Origin of the sequence: Seonamhaeicola sp. ML3 (assembly GCF_023273855.1) — a bacterium.
GTDB lineage: Bacteria > Bacteroidota > Bacteroidia > Flavobacteriales > Flavobacteriaceae > Seonamhaeicola.
The window spans coordinates 3,306,257-3,328,827 of the sequence record NZ_CP096884.1 but is presented as its reverse complement, the minus strand read 5'-3'; the positions used below and the strand labels follow the sequence as shown (position 1 = coordinate 3,328,827).

At 31.7% G+C, this 22,571-nt stretch carries 20 protein-coding genes and 1 pseudogene; 4 read left to right on the top strand and 17 right to left on the bottom strand.

What is annotated here, in order from left to right; genetic code table 11:
* Positions 1–79 precede the first annotated feature (79 nt).
* Both M0214_RS14570 and purU read right to left on the bottom strand, forming a co-directional pair.
* Entirely contained in the window at positions 80–781 is a 702-nt protein-coding gene (locus tag M0214_RS14570) for a DUF4197 domain-containing protein (RefSeq protein ID WP_248723292.1), read from the bottom strand.
* A 155-nt stretch (positions 782–936) separates the two neighbouring features.
* The gene (purU, locus tag M0214_RS14565) at positions 937–1,791 is read right to left on the bottom strand and encodes a formyltetrahydrofolate deformylase (protein ID WP_248723291.1); all 855 of its coding nucleotides are present in this window, start codon (positions 1,789–1,791) and stop codon (positions 937–939) included.
* Between the two features lie 226 nt (positions 1,792–2,017).
* On the opposite strand from purU, the gene M0214_RS14560 reads away from it, so the two are divergent.
* Entirely contained in the window at positions 2,018–2,509 is a 492-nt protein-coding gene (locus M0214_RS14560; RefSeq protein WP_248723290.1) for a hypothetical protein, read from the top strand.
* 17 nt (positions 2,510–2,526) lie between these two features.
* Here M0214_RS14560 and M0214_RS14555 read toward each other — a convergent pair whose 3' ends face one another.
* The gene (locus M0214_RS14555) at positions 2,527–2,922 is read right to left on the bottom strand and encodes a hypothetical protein (protein WP_248723289.1); all 396 of its coding nucleotides are present in this window, start codon (positions 2,920–2,922) and stop codon (positions 2,527–2,529) included.
* A 123-nt stretch (positions 2,923–3,045) separates the two neighbouring features.
* On the opposite strand from M0214_RS14555, the gene M0214_RS14550 reads away from it, so the two are divergent.
* On the top strand, positions 3,046–3,489 hold the full coding sequence (locus M0214_RS14550; RefSeq protein WP_248723288.1) for an Lrp/AsnC family transcriptional regulator: 444 nt from the start codon (positions 3,046–3,048) through the stop codon (positions 3,487–3,489).
* A gap of 3 nt (positions 3,490–3,492) precedes the next feature.
* Here the strand turns inward: M0214_RS14550 and M0214_RS14545 are convergent.
* Positions 3,493–3,871: pseudogene (locus M0214_RS14545) on the bottom strand (VOC family protein).
* Positions 3,862–5,118, bottom strand: a complete 1,257-nt coding sequence (locus M0214_RS14540; RefSeq protein WP_248723287.1) for an MFS transporter — start codon at positions 5,116–5,118, stop codon at positions 3,862–3,864. Before M0214_RS14540 ends, M0214_RS14545 begins: the two are co-directional and overlap by 10 nt.
* Positions 5,119–5,403: 285 nt before the next feature.
* Between M0214_RS14540 and M0214_RS14535 the strand changes: the two genes are divergently transcribed.
* A complete protein-coding gene (locus tag M0214_RS14535; protein ID WP_248723286.1) occupies positions 5,404–6,006 on the top strand; it encodes a DUF1684 domain-containing protein in 603 nt (200 codons plus the stop codon).
* A 553-nt stretch (positions 6,007–6,559) separates the two neighbouring features.
* On the opposite strand, the gene M0214_RS14530 is transcribed toward M0214_RS14535, so the two are convergent.
* Complete coding sequence (locus tag M0214_RS14530) at positions 6,560–7,102, bottom strand: hypothetical protein (protein WP_248723285.1); 543 nt, start codon at positions 7,100–7,102, stop codon at positions 6,560–6,562.
* 181 nt (positions 7,103–7,283) lie between these two features.
* Positions 7,284–8,459 carry a hypothetical protein gene (locus M0214_RS14525; RefSeq protein WP_248723284.1) on the bottom strand — a complete coding sequence of 392 codons (1,176 nt, stop codon included), beginning with the start codon at positions 8,457–8,459 and terminating at the stop codon, positions 7,284–7,286.
* A gap of 264 nt (positions 8,460–8,723) precedes the next feature.
* Here M0214_RS14525 and M0214_RS14520 point away from each other — a divergent pair, with 264 nt between their 5' ends.
* On the top strand, positions 8,724–9,716 hold the full coding sequence (locus M0214_RS14520; RefSeq protein ID WP_248723283.1) for an IS110 family transposase: 993 nt from the start codon (positions 8,724–8,726) through the stop codon (positions 9,714–9,716).
* A gap of 451 nt (positions 9,717–10,167) precedes the next feature.
* Here M0214_RS14520 and M0214_RS14515 read toward each other — a convergent pair whose 3' ends face one another.
* The 10 genes from M0214_RS14515 to M0214_RS14470 form a co-directional block, all read right to left on the bottom strand.
* Positions 10,168–11,307: a PepSY domain-containing protein gene (locus M0214_RS14515; RefSeq protein ID WP_248723282.1), complete on the bottom strand. Its 1,140-nt coding sequence runs from the start codon at positions 11,305–11,307 to the stop codon at positions 10,168–10,170.
* A 59-nt stretch (positions 11,308–11,366) separates the two neighbouring features.
* Complete coding sequence (locus M0214_RS14510) at positions 11,367–13,790, bottom strand: TonB-dependent receptor (protein ID WP_248723281.1); 2,424 nt, start codon at positions 13,788–13,790, stop codon at positions 11,367–11,369.
* A gap of 441 nt (positions 13,791–14,231) precedes the next feature.
* The gene (locus tag M0214_RS14505) at positions 14,232–14,798 is read right to left on the bottom strand and encodes a hypothetical protein (protein ID WP_248723280.1); all 567 of its coding nucleotides are present in this window, start codon (positions 14,796–14,798) and stop codon (positions 14,232–14,234) included.
* Between the two features lie 174 nt (positions 14,799–14,972).
* Entirely contained in the window at positions 14,973–15,314 is a 342-nt protein-coding gene (locus M0214_RS14500; protein ID WP_248723279.1) for a hypothetical protein, read from the bottom strand.
* A gap of 249 nt (positions 15,315–15,563) precedes the next feature.
* Positions 15,564–16,037, bottom strand: a complete 474-nt coding sequence (locus M0214_RS14495; RefSeq protein ID WP_248723278.1) for a hypothetical protein — start codon at positions 16,035–16,037, stop codon at positions 15,564–15,566.
* 213 nt (positions 16,038–16,250) lie between these two features.
* Positions 16,251–17,183 carry a transglutaminase domain-containing protein gene (locus M0214_RS14490; RefSeq protein WP_248723277.1) on the bottom strand — a complete coding sequence of 311 codons (933 nt, stop codon included), beginning with the start codon at positions 17,181–17,183 and terminating at the stop codon, positions 16,251–16,253.
* A 150-nt stretch (positions 17,184–17,333) separates the two neighbouring features.
* Positions 17,334–18,128 carry a cation transporter gene (locus tag M0214_RS14485; protein ID WP_248723276.1) on the bottom strand — a complete coding sequence of 265 codons (795 nt, stop codon included), beginning with the start codon at positions 18,126–18,128 and terminating at the stop codon, positions 17,334–17,336.
* Positions 18,129–18,390: 262 nt separating this feature from the next.
* The gene (locus M0214_RS14480; protein WP_248723275.1) at positions 18,391–19,569 is read right to left on the bottom strand and encodes a hypothetical protein; all 1,179 of its coding nucleotides are present in this window, start codon (positions 19,567–19,569) and stop codon (positions 18,391–18,393) included.
* Positions 19,566–22,070, bottom strand: a complete 2,505-nt coding sequence (locus M0214_RS14475) for a DNA cytosine methyltransferase (protein WP_248723274.1) — start codon at positions 22,068–22,070, stop codon at positions 19,566–19,568. Before M0214_RS14475 ends, M0214_RS14480 begins: the two co-directional genes overlap by 4 nt.
* On the bottom strand, positions 22,067–22,390 hold the full coding sequence (locus M0214_RS14470; protein WP_248723273.1) for a helix-turn-helix domain-containing protein: 324 nt from the start codon (positions 22,388–22,390) through the stop codon (positions 22,067–22,069). Before M0214_RS14470 ends, M0214_RS14475 begins: the two co-directional genes overlap by 4 nt.
* Positions 22,391–22,571: the final 181 nt, after the last annotated feature.

Genomic DNA, 22,571 nt, shown 5'->3' with positions numbered 1-22,571 from the left:
AATTTAAAATAATTTTAAAAAATTCTCAAAACCATGATGGTTTAACTCGTATTCTTTTATTTATTTTCTTAAAATGTTATCAGTCTTGTAGAGCAAAAACCTTTTTAAGTAGATCGGTTGTTCTCGATGATGCCTTGGTCCTTATTTCTTTTTCTTCCTGGGCAATCATTGTGTAAACACCGTTTAGAGCCTCTTTAGTGACATAGTCCGTAAGGTCTGTGTTTACATCTTTTGTAAAAGGTAAATTATTGTATTTGGTAATAAGGTTTTTCCAAATACTATCTGCCCCAACTTTAGAAAACGAATTTTTAATAACCGGATTGAATTTAGCGTATAATGCCGTTTCTGTTTTACTACTTAAATATGCTGTGGCAGCATTGTCGTTCCCTAAAAGGATATTTTTTGCATCGGCAAAGGTTATGCCTTTTACAGCATCGATAAATATTGGTGTAGCCTCTTTCACGGCGTCTTCGGCAGCTCTATTAAGCACTTTTAAACCTTCGTCTGCGAGCTTTCCTAATCCTATATCTCTTAAGGTTTTGTCAACTTTTTGTAGTTCTTCAGGTAATAAAATTTTAACTAGTTCATTTTTAAAGAAGCCATCTTTTTGGGTGAGTTTAGTCACTTGTTTATCAATACCGAAATGTAATGCTTGCCTCAACCCCGAGGCCATATCTGCGTTAGAAATTCCTCCTTGAGGTAATTGGTTCACTACGTGTTGTAGTTCGGCACAAGCCACTAGATTAAAGGCTATAATTAGAATCGCAATTTTTTTCTTCATGATTTATTTTTTTAACAAAAATAGAAAGACACCTGGGAGAATGGTGTCTTTTCTTTAAAAACTTATAATCCCTCCATTCTTTTTGTGGAATATTACGAGTTCTTTTTAATTAAGACACCAGACTAATGGATGAAGTCACATCCAATTAATATGTGTTATGAAAAAATAACAGTTTTGTTGTTGTAAACCATCACTTTTCTATCGGCATGAAGTTTAACGGCATTAGCCAAAACAATTTTTTCAAGGTCTCGTCCTTTTGCTATTAAATCTGATATGGAATGAGCATGAGTAACCCGAGCCACATCCTGTTCTATAATTGGTCCAGCATCGAGCTCTTCGGTAACATAGTGGCTGGTAGCACCAATAATCTTTACCCCACGTTTATAAGCAGAATGGTAAGGTTTGGCTCCAACAAAAGCAGGTAAGAACGAATGATGTATGTTTATTATTTTATTAGGGTATTTATCAATTAGTTTTGGTGATACTATCTGCATATACCTTGCCAATACTATAAAGTCTATCTTATGTTCGTTAAGCAGTTCTAATTGTTTGTCTTCAGCCTCACTTTTAGTTTCCTTGGTAACTGGAATATGATAAAAAGGAATGTTAAAGTTATCAGCAATAGGCTTTAAGTCATTATGATTACTAATAATGAAAGGAATTTCTAAATTAAGTTCTCCAGAATTGTAGCGACCCAATAAATCATATAAACAGTGATCGTATTTGGAAATGAAAAGTGCCATTTTAGGTTTCACTTCAGAGGAATAAATACGCCATTTCATTTCAAACTTATCTGCCAATACATCTTTAAAAGCACCTTTAAATGCTTCGGTTGAAAAGCTTTCTGATGTGAATTCACTTTCCAATCTCATAAAAAAGATATTTTGTTCGCGATCTACATGCTGGTCTATGTATACAATATTTCCATTATGATGCGCAATGAAGTTGGTAATTGAAGCGATAATACCTGGTTGATCATTACAGTTTATTAAAATGGTAATTTTATTCATAAGGTGCTAAATTTCAGTTGGTAAAAATAGCCTAAAAAAGTAGTAATGCTAATCTTAATTCTAATTTTTAAAAATAATGTACAATAACATACTTTTTTTGAATATTTAATAAATCGGATAGAAAAAATCGCTGTTTTTATTATGAGTAAACCCAATCAAAAAGATGATATTGGTTTTACGCAACCTATTGGAGTTATTGGCATCCTTAAGAGAAACTATGTTGTTGATGAAAAAACTAATATTTCCTTTTCTTCTTTCTGTACTTATATTGTCTTGTAATATTTCAGAAAAAGATAAAGAAAGATTTGAGTATAATTATTTTGAGTCTAGTAAGTTAGAGGTTGAACAACTACCAGATTCTTACATGAAAAGGGGTGTGGTTTCTCAAGGCTATAAAACAGTTTTCGTTTACGAATATCATTTTGATGAAGAGGCCATGGCTTACGATGGTGGTTTTTCAGATTATATTTATTTTGAAATAGACCCAACCGATGATAGTTTTAAAATTACCGATGATGAGTTAGTTGCAGCAAAAGTTACCTATTCAAAATCATGTTTTTGTTACTTTCCAGATGCTGCCAAAAAGAATGTTAACCCAATGGGTATTATAATAGGAGAAAAAATATCTGATACTAGGTGGCGTATAAATCTAGACATCACTTTTTACGGCGATGTAAAAAAGACGTTTAATGCTATTTTTAAATTGAAAGGAAATTAAACATTTAAGATTAGCGTCTATAAACTCAGCATCCAGCTGCGCTGTAATTTTTTAAATTTTTTAAGCTCATTTCTTAGTACGGGTAAAAAATCTTTACCATTACTACTGGATTTCTCTAAGCGATAAGAATTTCTATAGAGTAAGTTTGTAAGTTGTTTAAGAGAAGCAACATGTTTGTGTTTTCTCTCAGAATGACGTTGCAGTTCTGCATTGGCAATCTCAGGTGCTAATGATACAGACTGTTGAACAATATCCCCAGAAAAATAAATACTAGAATCCTCAGAGCCATCTTCTTTAAGTGGTGCCAAATCGTCTTGTAAGTATGTAGAAATACTTTGAGAGAGCGCAAAAATCTCTAAGGCTTTTCTATAAATCGGTAATTCCGATAGGTTTGGTGGGGTATTGTGTAACATCTTTCTAAATTTCACTGCAATTTACCCAAAATTACTCACAAGATTTTATATTCAACTTTAATATTTAAAGTAATTTTGTATTTTTGCCTTAGATTATATGTTTTTAACATTTAATGTCTTTAAATGCAAATAGACGAACTTAATACAAAGATTTTAAGGTGTTTACAGAAGAATTCCAGGCTCTCTAATGCCGAAATTGGACGCCAAGTTGGTATTAGTTCTCCTGCTGTTTCAGAGCGTATTAAAAAAATGGAAGATTTTGGGGTAATAGAAGGTTATAAAACTGTTGTCTCTCCTTTTGAAATAGGGTATCAGTTAAAAGCTATTGTAACCTTAAGAGCTTTCATGGGTAAACTAAAACCTTTTTTAGAAAAGGTTAAAACATTCGATGAGGTAGTAAACTGTTACCGTATTACTGGAGACGAGAACTTTGTAATGGAAGTGGTTCTAAAAAACCAAAAACATCTAGAGGCTTTTATCGATCAACTTATTATTTATGGTGAAAGCAAAACTCAAATTGTGTTATCTGATGTGGTAAAACAAAATGAGTTAAAGCCCATTAAATAGTAATTATGATATTCGCCAAGGTGGATTTTTCCTGTTCTTACCAGCCTTAAACAAAATAATTTTATTTCCATCTGGGTCAATTAAGTGCGCTTCACGCCAAAACCATGGTTTGTCTTCTGGCATTGAAGAGAATGTAATTCCCTTTTTTTGTAAAGCGTTTACGAGTTCATCAAGATTTTCGTCTTCAAAATATATTGAAATACCTTCACTTTTTTGGTAGTGTCTCCACCTCATGTATAGAGAACGTACTGTTACCCTTAGGGCATTCTAATCTTACATACCTTGGGAGTGCGTCCACAATAAGCCGCAACCCCAAGGTTTGGTAAAATTCAGTTGCTTTAGCAACATTTATAGAAGGAATTGTAATTTGGTTTAAATCCATAGTATTTCTTCTTCCTCAGTTTCAATAACTTGTTGTTTTTTTCTCTTTTTAACATTTAAATAACGTCTTAAAAAGAATAATAAAAACACACACAACCCAGATAAACTGGTTATTATTAACCAAGTATTGTCAAAGCCCATATTATCAATTAGTTGTAAACCAAGGTTATGACCAAAAATATGAGCTATAGAAAATGCAATACTGTATAAAGCCATATACTCGCCTTGGTTGCCTTTTTTAGCCCTATCCATTGCAAAAGCGTTAGAGAAGGGGAAGGCTATCATTTCCCCAAAAGTCATTAAAAGCATTCCTAAAATCAAAACACCCGTCCAACTGGTGAAATTTAAGATTACAAAGCTAAGACCTGTTAAAATAGCACCAAAAATCATCAGTCCTGTTTTTGTAAATCTTGTGTTTTCTAACCATTTTATTAGAGGCATTTCAAATAGGAAAATTAAAAATCCATTTGCCCCTAACAACACACCAATTTCTAGTTCTGTTAAAAAATGAGCCTCTTTGTAGTAAATTGGCATGGTTGAAAAGTATTGCAAGAATACAATACCAAAAAACATCATAGCAAACAGGAAAATGATGAAGGCTTTATCTCCATAAGCCGATTTTGGATTTTCAACTTTTATATCATCTAACGGTTTTGTGGATTTCGGATTCAGTACATTGATTAACACCAATGTAGCTAAAATACAAGTTATACCATCTACCCAAAATAAGCCACTATAACCCATGGTGGTGATGATGAGTCCACCTATAGCCGGTCCTGCCGAAAACCCTAAGTTTATGGCCAAACGAATTAGTGTTACAGAACGTGTCTTGTTTTCTGGTTTACTGTAGGCACTTAATGCTACAAACATGGCAGGTCTAAAGGTGTCTGCCACAAGCATTACCAAAAAAATACCAAAACAGAATGAAACAAAGGTATCCAAGAATTGTAAAGCAATAAATAGAAGTCCCGTACTCACTAAGCTGTATGTCATTACTTTGTAATAGCCTATGAGGTCGGTTAATCTCCCTCCAAGCCATGATCCCACTACCGAACCTAAACCAAAAGCACTCATTATCCAGGCCACTTCACCGCTTACGGAGAAATTTAAACTCTTGGTTAGGTATAAGGATAAAAATGGTATAACCATGGTGCCAGCTCTGTTAATGAGTGTGATGAGAGCTAACCACCATACTTCTTTCGAAAGTCCTTTAAAAGTATTTACATAGTTATTAAATAGTGTTTTCATGATTTCTAATTTTCTAAGTCATAAATAAATTGATTTAATTGAACGGTTGACAGTCAAAAAAAAAGTCCGACTGTGAAGTCGGACTTTTTAACATTGCAATATTTTATATTAACATATAATCACAATATATAACAAGCCCGACATGTTTCCTTTTTGGTTAAGGAAATCATCCATTGCTTTCTACAAATTGCGACGTAATGTCTCATTATTAAATTCTTTTGAAAGTTCAAAGCTATGTAAAATATTCTTAAGTTGTACATTTGAACGAAAGAAAATAAATTACTTATGCGAAACCTAACCCTACTTTTGTTGTTTGTATCTTTCATTTCTTGTGGTCAAGACAAAAGGCCAATACAAGGAGAAACTGAGTTTCAACGAGAGATGAATGCCCAATTTAAAGATGCTACAGAAACTCCGTTAACTGAGAAAGACAGAAAGCATTTTACAGCTTTAGAATTCTTTAAGTTTGATTCTATCTATGTGGTTACAGCTAGTTTTAAAAGAACCCCAAACGAAAAACCTTTTAAAATGAAAACAACCACAAACAGGCGTCCGCTGTATGTGAAATATGGAGAGTTATCCTTTACTATAAAAGGAAAAGATTTAAAGTTGAACATCTATCAAAACCAAGGATTACTAGAAAAAGAGGGTTATGAAGATTATCTATTCTTACCCTTTTTAGATGAAACGAACGGTGAAGAAAGTTACGGAGGTGGACGTTACATTGAAGCTAGAATCCCAGAAGGGGATACTATGGTTATTGATTTTAATACAGCATATAACCCATATTGCGCCTATAATTCGAAGTATTCATGTCCGGTAGTTCCTAGGCAAAATTATTTAAGAGTTAAAATAGAAGCTGGAGTAAAGGCATACAAGAAAAAATAACCTTTTAATTTTGTTAAGGTAGATTTTGCATTCCGCTTTTATTTAAAGGTATGTTGTCGTTAACATTATATGAGTTATTTATTGGCTATTTGGTAGGACTATATGGCAAGTAAATGACCGGTATAGATAGTATTTATTGGATACATAAAAACTATCGTAAAACAAAAAGCTTGGTATAGTTTTACCAAGCTTTAATATTGTAGCGAGATCGAGATTTGAACTCGAGACCTCCGGGTTATGAATTCAGGTAATTCCTTTGCTAATGCGGTTTTACACGGGTTCATAAGCCCTTATTTTATAAAATCGTATGCAAAAACGTATGCAGTTTTGACCTTGAGTTAATCAATAATTACGAAGGCAATTTAAACAAAAAAATGCTTGGAAATACAAGAATTTAGAAATTTTACAACCATATGTTTTTTGAATTTTCTAATTTAAAATTCAAAAAAAAATAAAAATTTGAAAAAGTAAACTGGGGCGAATAATTTTTTTTAAGCTATTGGAATTGGTGAAATTGGAAGAAATTAATTATTATCACTCTTGTAAATATTTTTTAAATATTATTGATTTGAGTTGTGATTTCTTCTATCCACTTATTGTTTATGTCAGCTAATAGTCCATGATTAGTTTCTTTGTCGTATCTTTTTTGAATATTCCGACATTCTGCCCACAATTTTTTATAGATGTCCATGTAAGAATCGAAATCCGCAATTTTGTTCCTTTTTAATTTGTCAAATTCCACCGTCATTTTAAGAGCGTATAATCCAGCAATATCAAAATGTAGTTGTTCGTGTTTGAGTAAATAATTATCCTTTTTAAAAACCCAGGAATGATTAGGATAAAAATTAGCAACAACACTAAGAGATTGATAGTTTTGGATATTATTGTTTTGATCTACTAAGACATCAGATGGCACAATTTCTATTTTGTATGATGTTTGAGCATATTCAATAATATCTGTATTTGGTGGAGCTTTGAAATCCGACCAATCCAGTTTAGTTTCTTTAGACCATTTAATAATAGATTGAGCATTTAAATAAGTCGGTGAATTAGAAATTAGGATATTAAATAAAATTATGCTAATGAAGTTTTTCATGTTGTTAGTAAAAATGGGTCAATATAATTGGTGAGAAGATTTTATTTAAGGACTTATGTTTTTTATTTGGGGTTACATTTTTTACCAAATTGTGCCTACGGTTGCGTATGAGTGTAGAAGGCCAGGAATCGCTCCAATTGTCGTTTTATAGAATGCTTTTAATAGTTTTTTTTATTTTCAATTACTTTTCTATTCTCAACTGATTTATTTTAGAAATCATTGCAATGGCATTTTTATTTTCTGGATTAAGTGCTAATGATTGAGCATAATTTTTTATGGCGTTATTCAAATCATCACTTAGATAATATGCTTCTCCAAGACTGTCATATAAATTTGCATTATTCGGCATAAGGCTTAAACCATATTTAAAAACTTTGATTGCTGCTTTTGGGTTTTTAATCTGCATAAGCCATTCATACCCTAAATCATTAATAATATTATTAAAACCTTGGTTCAGAAAATCTTGTTCGGTTAATTCGTAGTCTCCTATTAATTCTTCTAAGAGTAAAGTTGGGTGTTCAGGATTATTATATTTTTTGTGGTGTATGTAACCTTTAGAATTTTTCGGGAATAGTTCGGCAATCATTTTACGTTGATTCCCTTTTTGTAATTCAGAGATTAAATCTATTTCGATATAATTGGAATAATCGTGGAACAAATGAACTCTAATTTTTAAAGTATTTAAATCATAAATTGTGGTGTATTGTGTTGGTGCGATACCTCCAGACTGCGCAAAGTTTGCCATTGCCTCAACACAATATTTCATAGACCCTACTTTTTGGGTTTTTGCTAAAAAATTTTGCCCTTTCTGAAAATAGGGCAATTCTACATCTTCCAAAGAATTAATTTGCGAATAGTAGAAGTTGGAAAAGGTTTTTTCAGCTTCATTCCCCAAAAACATATTATCACCTTCTATTATTAAATATGTCCCTGATTTATCAACAAAAACCAGCTGTCCATTTTCTAGTATTGTTAGGTTAATTGTATTAAAATAAGACTGCACTTCTTCAACACTACTCATGGTTTGCATTACTTTTTTTAAGGCATCTTGTATCGGGATTTCTAATTTATCTTTTGTGTTTTTTACTACTAAATAGGGCTCCCAAAACCCGTCAAACATTAAACCTGCTTCGTTAATTGCTCCTTGGGCAAAATTATTTAAGAACCCCATATACATTACACCAAATGCGTTTTCTTCGCCAGGTTCAAACCAAAATTGACCATTTGGGCTAGTCCAATCTTCATTGTTACCGACTATAGTTTTCCCGTTTTGTGTTAGTTTGTACATACTGCATGCCATTCCCATATTGGGAAAAATTAATACTAATGTTAGGCATATAGATATTAGATATTTCATTAAATATTGTGATTTTTTAGTTATGTTTTTTGTATGACGATTAATTGGAGTTTTTGTTACTCTACGGTCTCCTTTACTTTGAATTATTAATTTAATAGAAGAAAAGAGGAGAACTAAAACGGTCTTCAAGTTAATGGCTTATTAGACGTACCAGTCCTCTTTTCTTCTAAAGGTTGCAAAGAACTAATTGGAATACCAGGTTGTTAAGAACCCACCAAAGGAAATAGTTAAAGCAACAATATTAATTGTTCTAATTTTAAAAGTATGAAAAATTATCAAGAAGCAGTAGGGATTGATGTATCAAAAAAGACTATTGATGTAAAATGTCACATAGCGGGTGCACACAAAGTGTTTAACAATGATTACAAAGGGTATTTGGGGATGTTTAAGTGGGTAGAAAAAGTAACTGAGGGAAGTCGTGTTTTTTATTGTTTTGAAAACACAGGGAACTATTCTCTAAAGTTAGCTACTCATCTAAGTCAAAAGGCAGTTCCTTATGTAGAAGAGAGTCCAATCACAATTAAACGTTCCAGTGGACTGGTAAGGGAGAAAAGTGATAAAATAGATGCTGGTATTATAGCTAGATATGCCTGGTTGTATAGAGAGGAATTAGAGCCTAGTAAGTTAAGGGGTGTTGTATTTCAGGAAATGGGAAGGTTGATAGGCTTAAGAGACCAATTGGTTAGAAATAGAGCTGGTCTTATTGGAACACTTAAAGAAACTCAGCAGTTGCTGAACAGCCCCTCTACAGATGTTTGTTGTACTGTCCTTAAGAGAAGTATAGATTATCTGTCAAAACAAATAAAAGCAACAGAGACACGCTTGTATGAGCTAATAACAAAGGAAGAGTCTCTTAATAAAAGTTTTAAGTTATTGTTGTCTATGAAAGGGATTGGTTTTGTTTTAGCTTGCCAATTAATATATCATACTCACAATTTCAAGCGCTTTAAATCATGGAGGCAGTTTTCAAGTTATTGCGGACTGGCACCATTTGAATATGGTTCAGGAACAAGTATTCACAGACGTAAAAAATGTCATTATCTTGGAGATAGGAAAATGAAAAGTTTATTGAGTATGGCTAGTATTTCTGCCATACAACATGACCAGGAACTAAGGTTGTATTATAAATCTAAAGTAGCTGAAGGAAAACCAAAAATGATTGCTTTGAACAATGTTAGAAATAAACTTTTAGCTAGAGCTTTTGCTGTTGTAAAAAGAGGAACACCCTATGTGTTATTGAAACAATATGCGGCTTAAATAAAAATTTAAAACAGTTTGGATTTTATCTTGGAATACGTATATGAAACGTAGCGTGTAAATAAAAGCTAATTTTTCGGATTTAACACGAGCCGAATTTTTATTTTTTATGTTTAATTTATTCTTTTCTAAATATACAAAAATAAAAATTTGGCGGACTTAATAAAGAAACAGAAACCTCTCGGAAATCCTGTAATAGCTATGTTTTATATACATTGTTGTACACAGTATTTATTTCCAAAACCTTTGATTAATGCACTATATATTCCGTTTATGTATTTACTTTCTATTTATGATTTGTCCCAATTCCAGATAGCACAAGCCATAGTAAATATGCAACTAACTTACTCAAAAGTTTTCTTCTCAAATGTCTCTTTACGAAGTAATGGAACACTCTTTTTTACTTGGATGTAGCGTTGGTGTAAAAGTGTGTGGAATGGTAATTTGTGCACTAAACTTTAATGTTTTCCAAAACTTTTTTCTTTTTGTAATTCCGTCCATACCACAATATAACTCCCGTTACTGGTAAACTTGCCGTTAACAAACTAACCAAAAACGCAATAATTTTCCCCGCAATTCCGCCAATAGCTCCAATGTGTATGTCGTAATTCATTCGTTGAATTTTGTCCGCAACTTTTGCATTTTCGTATTTTCCGTATATACTCGGTGTTTCGATTTCCTCCAATGTATTTTGGTCGAAAAATCTAAAATCGGAATCGTAATAAATTCCTTTGCTGTTTGAAACTTCTACGTAAATACTTTCGTCCGATGTTTTGGGATAGTGTAATTCAAAACTTTCTGCATTTGGGTTTTCTTTTGAAAGTTTTGTGATTAAATAGTCCATTGGAATATCACTATCTCTTTCTCCGATTTGGCTTTGGTTTTCAGGAATAATAAAACGTGCCTCTTTTTCGCCACCTGTAGATTTGTAAACTACATATTTCAACCAATTATAAGACATCATTGAGCCTGTAAAAGCTAAAATTAATGCAAGTGAACAAATGTAAAATCCAACCACAGTATGCAAATCAAAGTTTTTACGTTTCCAACGTGTTGTTTTCTTCCAGTCAAATTTTAAACGTTGTTTTAAGTTTTTACGCTTTTTGGGTAGCCAAATAATAAAACCTGAAATGATGATTAATATGAAAATTAAAATAGAAACTCCAACAACTTGTTCGCCAATAGTTTTGGGTAACCAAAGTCGCATATGGCCTTTTAGAATAAATGCAAAAAATCCTGAAAGATGATTATCTACTTGAATCACTTCGCCTGAATATGGATTTAAGAAAACACTTTGATAAAATTCTGGTTCGGCATCATAGAATATGACTTCAATTGCATCATCTTCTTTTTTGAATAGAGTTCCGTGAACAGTGTTGTTTGGAAATATCTCTTTTGCTAATTCCTTCGCTTTTGTTGGTGTTAATATTGATTGATCTTGTGGTGTGACTTTTTTATAGTCATCATAAAGACTTTCAATTTCATCTCTAAACGCCCAACAACAACCAGTTATAGACACAATAAAAACTACTAATCCTGTTGTTAAACCTAAATATTTATGTAATTGAAATATGAATTTTTTAGCTGTCATTATTTTAAATTTAAAAAAGAGCAACCTGAATAAAAAGTTGCTCTTTCTCACTTGACTAATTAAAATTGATATGAAATGTTTGCCAATAATGCTCTTGGCGTTTGTGGATTTATAGTAGTCCAACCTTTGTAATATTCCTTGTTAAAAGCATTGTTCAGCTTTAAACCAATTCTGTATTTATTAGCTTGGTAAAAAACGGAAGCGTTTGCAATCGTATAACTTGGCAGAATAAATTCGCCAGTCGATTCGTAGTTTATCGCAAAACGTTCACTTGCTCCATTAAACCCTAATCCAATTCCAAAACCGTCTAAAGTTCCATTTTGAAATTCATAGGTTGCCCAAAAATTATAAAGTGTCTCCGGACCAGCTTCAAGTGGTCTTCTATTTAGGATTTCTGAATTATCAGACTCGGTTGTTTCACTATCATTATTACTGTAACCAGCTCTAATATTCAGACCGTTAATAGGGTTGGCATTTATTTCAATTTCAAAACCTTTGCTTACTACTTCGCCACCTTGAATTTTATTGAAAGGTGATGAAGGGTCGGTGATTACACGGTCCTTCACTTTAATATCATAATAACTAATTGTGGCATTTAAACGATTATTAAAAAGATTTGTTTTAATACCAAACTCTAATTGGTTTGCTTGTTCTGGGTCAAAAGTTTGTAAAGTTTGCGGACCTTCATCGGGATTACCCACCAATTGAGGTGCTACATTGGTAAATCCATTTTGGTAGTTTCCAAATACAGAAAGCTTGTCTTTTATTGGTTGATATAATAAGCCAAATTTTGGTGATAAAGTGGTTTGGTCATAATCATCATCAAGATTTGCTAAATCGCCTTCATTATCAAAATGGTCTAATCGTAAACCTATCATTGCTGAAAGGTTATCTGTAAAATTGATGACGTCAGACGCATACAAACTGTAAATGTGATATTTCGACTTTACATTACTAACGCCTTGTGTGGCTAAAGCAGCATCAACTCCTGAAGTTGAAAGCGGATATAAATCGTCTTCCACATCTGGTGTAAAAGGATTGTCTGCATTTGCACCTCCATTTGGTGTTACATTGCCATAAAACGCATATCCTGTGCTATTGTTGGTTTGTGTTTCATTAAAATAATCAAGACCAATAACAACTCTATTTCTTAAAGATGCAATTTTGAAATCTCCAATAAAGTTTTGTTGAATATCGGTTGTTTGTGTATTTGCATTTTGTTTATTAATAAAACGAGAATACGTATTACCTTCTAAAATCCCAAAATCAAATAAGTATGAATAATAACCTTTTGTAGATGTTGAACTTTTGGAAAGTAACGTTTGCGATTGCCAGGTATCCGATAATTTATAATCCATTTCAATTCTGTAATTCTGCGTTGGATTTTGTAGTGTTAAATCGTTGCTTGTAAACGACAACTTGTTATTGTAATTAAGCTCATCAAGATTTGATGCTACGGTTGGTGCACTTCTATTCAAGAATAAGAAAGTTGGGTTTGTTTGTTCTGCTTGGGTAATTTCTCCGTAAAAAGAGAAAGAAAGTCTGTTGTTTACTTTGTAGGATAATGATGGTGCAATAAAAAATGACTTTCTAAAACCAGCGTCCTGAAAACTTTGTTCTGTAGTGTAAGCTGTATTTAATCTAAAATATAAATTATCCTCTTTACTTAATGCAGTATTGAAGTCTCCGACGATTTGATTTAGACCATAAGTTCCAGAAGTAAAAGACAATTCGCCACCAGTTCCAACGTAAGGTTTTTTAGTAACAACGTTTATAAGTCCACCATAAGAACTTACTGCATTTCCGAACAAAGTTGCAGAAGGTCCTTTTAGTACTTCAATACGTTCAATGTTCGCAGGATTTATGGTTCCATTTGTCAAACCAGGAAGTCCATTTACCAATTGTGGTTGAACGGAAAATCCACGAAGAGAATAGTAACCAGCACCATCGCCACCTCGACCTGTTGAAGTCCAAAGTTGTTCAACACCTGTTGCGTTTTTTAACGCATCGTCGAAATTTGTAACAATTTGTGATTTTAGAATTTCATTAGTAACTGTACTATAAACTTGCGTGTTTTCGATATCCTTTAAAGGAAGTTTTGAAACATAAGCAGTTTTCTTTCTTGAAAATTTGTTACGACGTTCTCCCTCTACAATAACCTCGCTCAAAATTTCATTTCCCTCGTAAAGTGTAATTGTTTCTAAATTTTTGTTTTGATTATTTGAAACTGAAAGTTGAATTTCTCTTGTTTTGAAACCTAGATAAGAAATTAAAAGCGTGTAATCGCCATTTTCCAAATTTGAGATTTCAAATTCTCCATTTTCGTTTGTTTGTGTGCCTTTAGTTGTGTTTTTTAAAGAAACATTCACACCGAAAAGAGGTGCTTGATTGTTATCTTTTACAGTTCCTGATACTGTGCCGTTTTGTGCTAAAGCTAAATTTGTTAGCAGAAATAAGGTTAAGATTGGTAATAGGTTTTTCATTTGTTTTTATTTAGACTTAATATAAATAGTAAATTTTGGACAAAAATATATTTGTCTTTTGATATAACCAAATTATTTAAAATAAATCTAAATAAGAATTTTTAAGAGTCTGATTTTCTGTTATTACTAGGGTGCTTTTTTTGTTTCGAAGACGAAAAGTAGCAAGTGCAAAGAAATTATCTCGCAGAGTAATTTTTTGCTCTTGCGGAATTTTAGCACTAAATTTTCTGAAAACTTTTTAAGCGAGGATTATTCAAAATAAGCCCATTTTCAGTAGGTTTTTACATATCCCGAATGTGATTGGTATATTGTGTACAACGGTTGGTATAAGAATAGTGCGGTTTTGTGTCCGAGGATTTTCCGCAGGAAAATCAGAGTGACCAAATACGCACTAACCTTTGATTAAGCTTAAAACTAAGCATTATTTTTATACTTTGTTACCTACAGTTTTTTATTTATTAATTCGCTTGTAACTATTTCGTAATCATCTTCGATTATATGTTTGACTATTCCTGTTCCTAATTCTATATACATTGTGATTTTATAACTTTCTATTTCGTCGTCAGCCTCTAATATTGGATTCACTTCATATTCGTGGCAATTGTACTTTTGGTTTTCGATTATAATTGGAACATCTTTAGAGACTAGAGTTATTTTATTAGTATCTATGTCAGGAATGTTTGAGTTTCCTTCTAGGTCGTTCTGCTTTGTGACTTCTGTATATTCAAATGGAGTAAATTCTATGCTATCTGGATTCTTTAGAAACAGTGAAGTTTGAATTAGAGTATTTTTGTCAAATTCGGCAGAAATCTGTCCTTCGTCGGTGTTTTGTACATAAAACTCATCACCAAATTCTTTAAGCAAATACCATGTCTGCCCATCATGTTTTTTTAAGTCGGAAACTTTATTGATGACAATCTTTTCAGTCGTTTTGGACTTAGTTTTATCATAAATAAATTGTTTATAAGTCCATTCGTTATTTACTTTTAGAGGTATTAAATCTTTCAAAATAAATTTAGGTTTATAATTGGTTCAGATTGTAGGTAACGGCTTCGTATAACCGTCAGTTACAGGTTATTATGCATTAATTTTCGCTTTGGCACAGACTTTAGCAATTCCGAGTGGATTCGGACGTAGTCGAATCCGCCGTAATTGCGGTTATACATTGTTGGCGTGTCGTTTTTATTTTTCAAATAACTGGTTTTTAAATCCAAAATTCATCAATGAGATAATTATAAATGCAAAAAATCCACCGAAAATTTGTCCATATATATTCATTCTCAATCCAGAGTCAAATCGAGCAAGCCAAGTTCCAGCTTCATTATTTCCAACTTTTTCATTCCAAGCCATTACTATTCCAAAAATGAATAGAAATATTACCATACTCAAATAAAATATCAGTGACTTATAAATCCAATTTTTTCTGAAATTTAAAATCGGATATTGAAAATATATTATTGGTATTGAAATCAGAATTGAGATTCCAAACATTTTAGTCGGATAATCATTTCCTGTTCCATTCATAAAAAGGAATAACAGAAAAGTCATTAGAATGACTAGACATAAATTGACAAGATAGAATTTTAATCGTTTATTCATTTTGTTATTCATCCGTTCTGTTTTGAAATGCACGCCAACGGTTGGTGTAAGGATAGTGCGGATTTGAGAGAGTTTGATTTTCCGAAGGAAAATCGGACGCAAGCAAATGAGCACTAACAAACGATTGAGGAATAAACTTACGCATTATTTTTACACATTGTTACCCAACGTTTATTATTTTTTAATGTAAGTCAATTTATAAGGGAAATCAGTTATCACTAATTCATTTTCTTTTAATGACAGAATCTTTATTCGAGTTTGCTGTCCGATAAAATAGTATTTTCCGTTTTCAAATTTTTCAATTACTCCAACAGTTGTTTTTTTATAGTATTCCAATTTGTCCGAAGGGACTGGTGTATTAACAATAATTTCATTCTTTGAAATGGTCCATGAGTCAGATTCAAATTCATCTACTTTATAGTGGTCGTTTGTTATTTTTAAATCAGAACGAATAATTTTTTCATCAGTAACAAAAACTTCAATTCCATATTCTTTTGTGAGTAATTTGCTCAATGAATCATTACTAATCTCAGTATTTTTTTCGGCCGATTCAAATTCCCAATTTCCAATTAAATCAGATTTTTTAAATTCTTGTGAAAAAACAAAAAGAGGAAGGATTAAAAGCGAAATTAAAATTATTCTTTTCATTTTGTTTGCTCAAATGTTGGGTAACGGTTAGGCTATGAGTAGTGCGGGATAGAAAAGCGCTATTTTTCAGTCAAGCACGAACCCAAGCGAACCATTTTTAAATTTGTTTTTTGTTGTTTACCAATTTACAAAATTGTGAGCGATGCTATAAGAAAATCCCTTTCGTCTAAAACATCAGCCCGCATTACTTATAGCCATTGTTAGCACACGTATTTATTTCAATTTAAATCCAATAACAGGTTCATAGTCAAAATAGAACACTAATTCTCTCTGTCTTTCTAAATTGGTAAAATCTATTTCGAATTCCAAAGTTCCACCACTTTTAATTTGATTTACTGGGTAATTTTTGGAGTCTAAATCGTATGAAATCGAGTTTACATCTTTGTCAGTTTTAAACCGAAATAGGACTTTGTCGACTTCTGATTTTTTTATGATTCCATTCTGTGGGCTTATTAATTCAAAAGTATAATCGTAAATCAGAGGTTCATTTAAAAACTCCTTCTTACTAACTTTTTCATTCAATAACGCATTTTCATAATAATCGGGATAATGATTTTTTATAAAGAGTTTTGGGTCTGTAAAAAAGAAGAAGTAATCTACTTTTCTCTCGAATCTATTTTCATAAGTTCCTGCTCCCCAAGTTACATCAACAAGGTATTTTTTGTTTTCTATGAACACTATATTCCAAGCGTGGTCAGAGTAATATCTTTTTCCGATGTCCTTTATTTGTGTCTTGGAACCACCAGTAACTACTTTAGATTTTATATTTAGTTTATCGCATAAAACTTTAAATAAAGTAGAGTAACCTTCACAAACAGCTTTGCCTTTTGAAATAACTCTCTTAGATAGTTTTTTTTCGTACTCTTTTTCCTTTTTTTCAAGTTCGGTTTTTGAAGAATATTCAAAGTCAAACTTTCCATATTCACTTGGGTCATAAGCTACATTGTTAGCTATCCAAGAAAAAACTGCCCTTGTTTTTTCAAAATCGTTTGAAAAATCTGTACTTATTCTTTTTGCAAGTTTGGATGTAGACCCGAATTTCGTCGGATATGTCAAAACAGTAGAATCAACCAGTTTATAGTTTTGAGTCCAACCAATGGTTGAGACGCAAAGTAATATTAAATGGATTAAGATTCGTTTTTTCATATGTGTGCTAACGGTCTCGGCTATGATTTCGGCGTGGAATGATTCGGCAGAATCGTTCCGCAATAGAAATCAGCTTTATTTAATGTTTTTAGTTTCATTTTATGAATTCAGCCACGCTGAATTATAGCCATTGTTGTGGTTAGTGTTTTTTTATTTACTCAATTTTAATATTCTAAATGCTCCTTGAATTACCAAAACAAAAACGATTGTTCCGATAATCAAATCGGGTTTATTTGAGCTTAACCAATTTACCAAAACTCCAGCAATTATTACTCCTAAATTGATAATCACGTCATTCGAAGTGAAAATCATACTTGCTTTCATATGAGCCTCTTCCTTACTTTTTGACTTTTGTAAAATGTAAAGACAAATTCCGTTTGCAATAAGCGCGAAAATCGAAACGATAATCATTGTTGAAAAATCGGGAAGTTTCTCGTTTCCGAAAAATCTCCTTAAGACTTCCACAAATCCAATAATGGCTAGTGTTATTTGAAAATATCCAGCAAGTTTTGCAATCCGTTTTTTTCTTGTCAGAGTTCCACCAACCGCAAAAAGACTGATTCCATAAACGAAACTGTCGGCAAGCATGTCCAAACTATCTGCAACCAATCCCATTGATTTTGAGATTATTCCAGTTGTCATTTCGATTAGGAAAAATGCGAAATTTATTCCGAGCACAGTCCAGAGTAGTTTTTTCTGGTTTGAGTTTTCGTTAAATGCCGTTTGGTCGGTTTGTTCGGTCGATATTTTCTTTCCGCCTAAATTCAATTCGAGAACGGACTTTTCGATTTGGTCTATTTCTCCACTATGAAAAACGGTCAACTTTCTGTTGGGAATGTCAAAGTCTAAATTCGCAATAGTTGAGATTCCGTCCAACTTCATTCGGATTAGATTTTCCTCGGAAGGACAATCCATTTTGGTAATCTCAAATATCGTTTTGTTCATTCACTTTCTCGGTTTTGGGACATTAACCACAACGGTCTTGTATATGAAAAGTAGCGGATTTTAAGCACTAACTTTTCAGATTATCACAGACCTTTAATTTATTCATTTTGTTTCGTTTAAGCGATTTAACCGCTATTTTTTATATACGTTGTTGTACACTGGCTTTTTCCATTCAGATTGTCATTCAGCGTTGGCAAAGACATACTCTTTTGCAATTTTGGACTTGTGTGTTGGCTGTAGCGAATTGCAAATGTGTATGGCTTTAAGCGTTGGCATAAACGTGATTCATTATTTGATGTTTAACTTCTTCATAATCCATTCCTGTATTGAAATGGTCTGTTTCAAAACCAACATTTAACACATTAATAAAATCTTCTAATGAGTAATCACTTTCTCCAGAACGATTGTTTATCTCAATAGAATCTAATTTTGAAATCAAACATATGGCTTGATATTTTTCATCTATAACTGAAGTTTTATTATTTGGATGAGCTCTAAAATAATGTTGATTAGGTGTTAGGATTATTATGTTTTCTGGCAAATCTGCAATTTGAGGAAATTCACTTTCCATAAATATATGATGCGCTTGTAAACCAGGATATTGTTCAAATCGATGTATTTCACTATATGGTTGAAGTTTTCTAACAAAATTCTTTGCTTTAGAAACTTGATATCTAAAGAAATTTTTATTGTCAACTACATCTTCAAATAGAGCTTTAGCTTCCTCTCTTGTAAGAGATTTATCCTTATTAATATCTCGCCAATTAGGTCTGTTGTAATATAATTCATCAAGAGAAATTACTGTTTGTGAAATTCTTCCTCGTCTTGTTCCGAATTTTTTCTCTTTATAAGCTAATGGGTTTATGATTTTTGTAAATATTCTTGAAATATCAACTGGGTCGTTTTTAGGTGTGTTCTCTATAATAAAATCAATAAAGCGAGTTTTTAATCGTTCATAGCCAGCTCTATTTTGAGAAATAAAAAAGTCATCAAAAAGTTTTTTAATACCACTATCTGAAATTAATTTCTCTAAATATTCTTGTAAAAACGTTACTGCATTTCTTTCACGCATTCCAACATATTCTAAAATAGCATTGTTTGCAACAGAATATTTATAAGGTCTCTTTGTTAAATCTTCTTCTAATATACCTGCATATGCAAACATCTTGATTGGTTGAGAAAAGAATTTATCATATTCGTTTTCGGCTTTTTGAACATCTGGTTTATTAAATACTTCCTTTACAAGTTGATTTGAATAATCAAAGTATCTAATATCATTTATAGTAAATGGTTCTTCATTTTTGCTCAAATACTCTAAAACACATTCTGCAACACCTGAAACTACATCAGGTGTTACTTTTTGGTCCATAAAAGTTCCAATATTTTTTTTTCTTATATCTAAATCTAAACCATTAAAATGGTCATTTAATACTTTGCTCATTCAGTTATTTCTTTTAATAAGCCAAAGAAAAATACAGAGTTATTGTCAATGTTTAAAGACCTTGTTCCGTAGTTTCTTGCAACTCTATAATAGTTCTCAAATTCTTCTGTGCTATAAAATTCTAAATCTTGTTCCGTTGGTAAACGACTTCCATTTTTTAAAGTCAATAAAGCAACTGAACCATCAGTTATTGTATTTTTTGGTAAAAAACTTGCTCTTGGGTAGTAAGTTAAATTTGGAACCATTACTACATCAGATTCGTTGTAGAATTTAGAAACTGCAAGTTTCTCAATTTCATCAACGTAACAATCATAGCCATCAATTTCCTTTACTTCATTGTTACCAATATTTCTTGATTTTAAAACTCTTACTTTACCTTTATTTTGTGTGATTGATTTTGTAATTTGTCTATCTCTGAAACTATTAAAAATATCAAGTTTCATTTTCGAAACAACATTATCAAAACTCGTATCTCTGTAAATTAACCAATAAGGAAAATCATTAGAAAAAATATAATCTTTGCTTTCTTCTTTGTACGAGTTTTTGATGTAACTTTCTATTATAACTTTATCACTTGTAGGAACAGAAGAAGAACATAAAAAACTTACGGTTTCAATTTTTACACCTTTAAAAGCTTTTTCTCCGTAGTCGCAAATTTTCTTTAAATCACAACTTTTTAAAACATCTCTTGTTTTATTAAATTCAGGTGCATTTAATAAGCTTTTAGGTACGATTAAAGAAACATAGTTTCCTAAACGCAATGACTTTTCTATAAAAAAGGAAAATATATTATTAGTGTCAGAATTTTGAGCTTTAAACTTATATAAATCTAATAATTCTTTGTTCTTTGTTACTTTGCCATATGGTGGATTACCAACAACAATGTCGTATTTTGTCTTACAATTCCAAAGTAGAAAATCAGTGTGTTTGAAATTGATTTTAAAGTTTTTCGGAACTTTAATTTTTGACAAAATTGTCTTTAAAATTTGTAGTGAATTGTTGTCAATATCACAAACATCAAGAATTACTTCGTCCTTATTTTCATATTTTTCAAACAATAATGGAATAAAATTACCAACTCCAACAGATGGTTCAAGAATTCTTATTTTCTTTTTTTTCTTAAGTTCTGGTAAATCCTTAATTACAGAATATGCAATGTCTTTTCTTGTAAAATAAGCACTTGTTTTTAATCTTTCCGAGTTTGAATGCTCTGCTATTAAAAAAATATTATCTAAAGAATAGTTTTTGAAGTTAGTCTTGATGAAACTTACGATATTATCTGTTTCGTTTAGCTTGAATTCTTCTTCAAGAGATTTTATTTGTGATAAAGACAAACTTTCATTTTTGTTAGCTTTTTTAATATTAGAGGCAATGTTTTTAAAAACTCCTGTTGGAACTGCTTCGCCTAAACAATGTCTAATGTTAAGCTCTTCCTTTTTTAAGAAAGCCTTTTTCTCTAATTCTGTAAACTTATTAAGTTTTTCAGTTTTAATATGCGACCATTCAAAAGATTCTGGAATAGATAGCATTCTCATTAATTCTCTTATTGAAAATACTCTATTATCTGATGGGTGAACCGTATTTTGACTTGCTAAAATATCATTTCTTGTATGAACACAAGGTCCTTCTTTATCCCAATACCAACGAGCATATTTGTCTCCATTTTTACTTTTGTTGTAAACAACTTCTCCGTTAATAATTCGGTGAGGAATTCTTTCAGGTTCTGAATTTTCAAATGCTGATTGACCTTCTTCCAAATTTTCTATCCAAGGAAGCATTCTTTGGTCAAATTCTCGGTAAGAATGAAAAATGTCATTTGAAATTTCTCCCATTTGTGTTAATGATGGTAAATCTCCAATAAGCTGTCGTAAAGTTTTTGATTTTTGCTTTTTTGGAAATATATCATAAGGTGTGATGTTTGGAATATCTTTTCTAACTCCAATAACTAATGTTCTTGTTCTACTTGAATTAGAACCATATTCTTTGAAGTTTACAATTTTGTATAAAATATTGTAACTACCACCAAGATTATATTTAATCGTTTCTTTTATTGGTTTTACAACTCCATCAATGTCTGTACACGTAGTGTTTAAAAATGCTCGTACATTCTCAAAAACAAAATATTTTGGAAGAATCTTATTTGTTAATTTTATTGATTCAACTACTAAAGAATTTCTTGATATTTCATCATTCTTTTTGTGATTTGCAACTGACATACCTTGACAAGGTGGCGTTGCTATTAAAACATCTGGCGTTTTAATTTTATGTTTCTCTTGCCAAAACTCTAATTCATTTAGAAGTTTTCTTTTAACTTCTTGTTTGGTAATATCTCCATCAATGTATCCACTTTCGTATTTACATTTGTTGTTAAAAGCTTGTATTTTAAGTCTTTTAGTAAGTAGCTCGTTAGTTGCAATACATTCAAAACCATTAAGTTTGAAGCCATAGCATCCAACACCAGCACTACTGAAAAGGCTAATATATGTTAATGGTTTTTTCATAATTCTAATTTTCCTTGTTTTACATTGACATTTCTGTAATAATTAGCAGTATCTTCTGCTACAGAAAAAATGGATTCAGAGCATTTATATTTTAGAGCTTCTTTTACAAATTTGTCAGCAAAAAATAAATCGGTAACAATTTGTAAATCAGTTTGAAATAGTTCTGAAAGCTTTTTCAATTTAGATTTACTGAATTTTTGACTACCATTTTCAATTCTGCAAATAGCACTTGTATTGATTCCGATTTTAGTTCCGAGTTCGGTTTGTGTCCATTCTCGTTTTTCTCTTTCAGTCTTAATATAATTTCCGAAACTTGTCATTTGACCCATTTTTAGCAAATGTAAAAATAAATTGCGATTTTTATATCAACTTTCAGTTTTATTTTCAATCAGCGGTTGGAAAAGGCAAGCTCTTTTTATTTTGTGAGGTACGAGCAAAATAAAATGTGCTTGACTGTGCGGTTGGCTTTTCAGAGCTTGTGTACAACGGTCTCGGCTATGA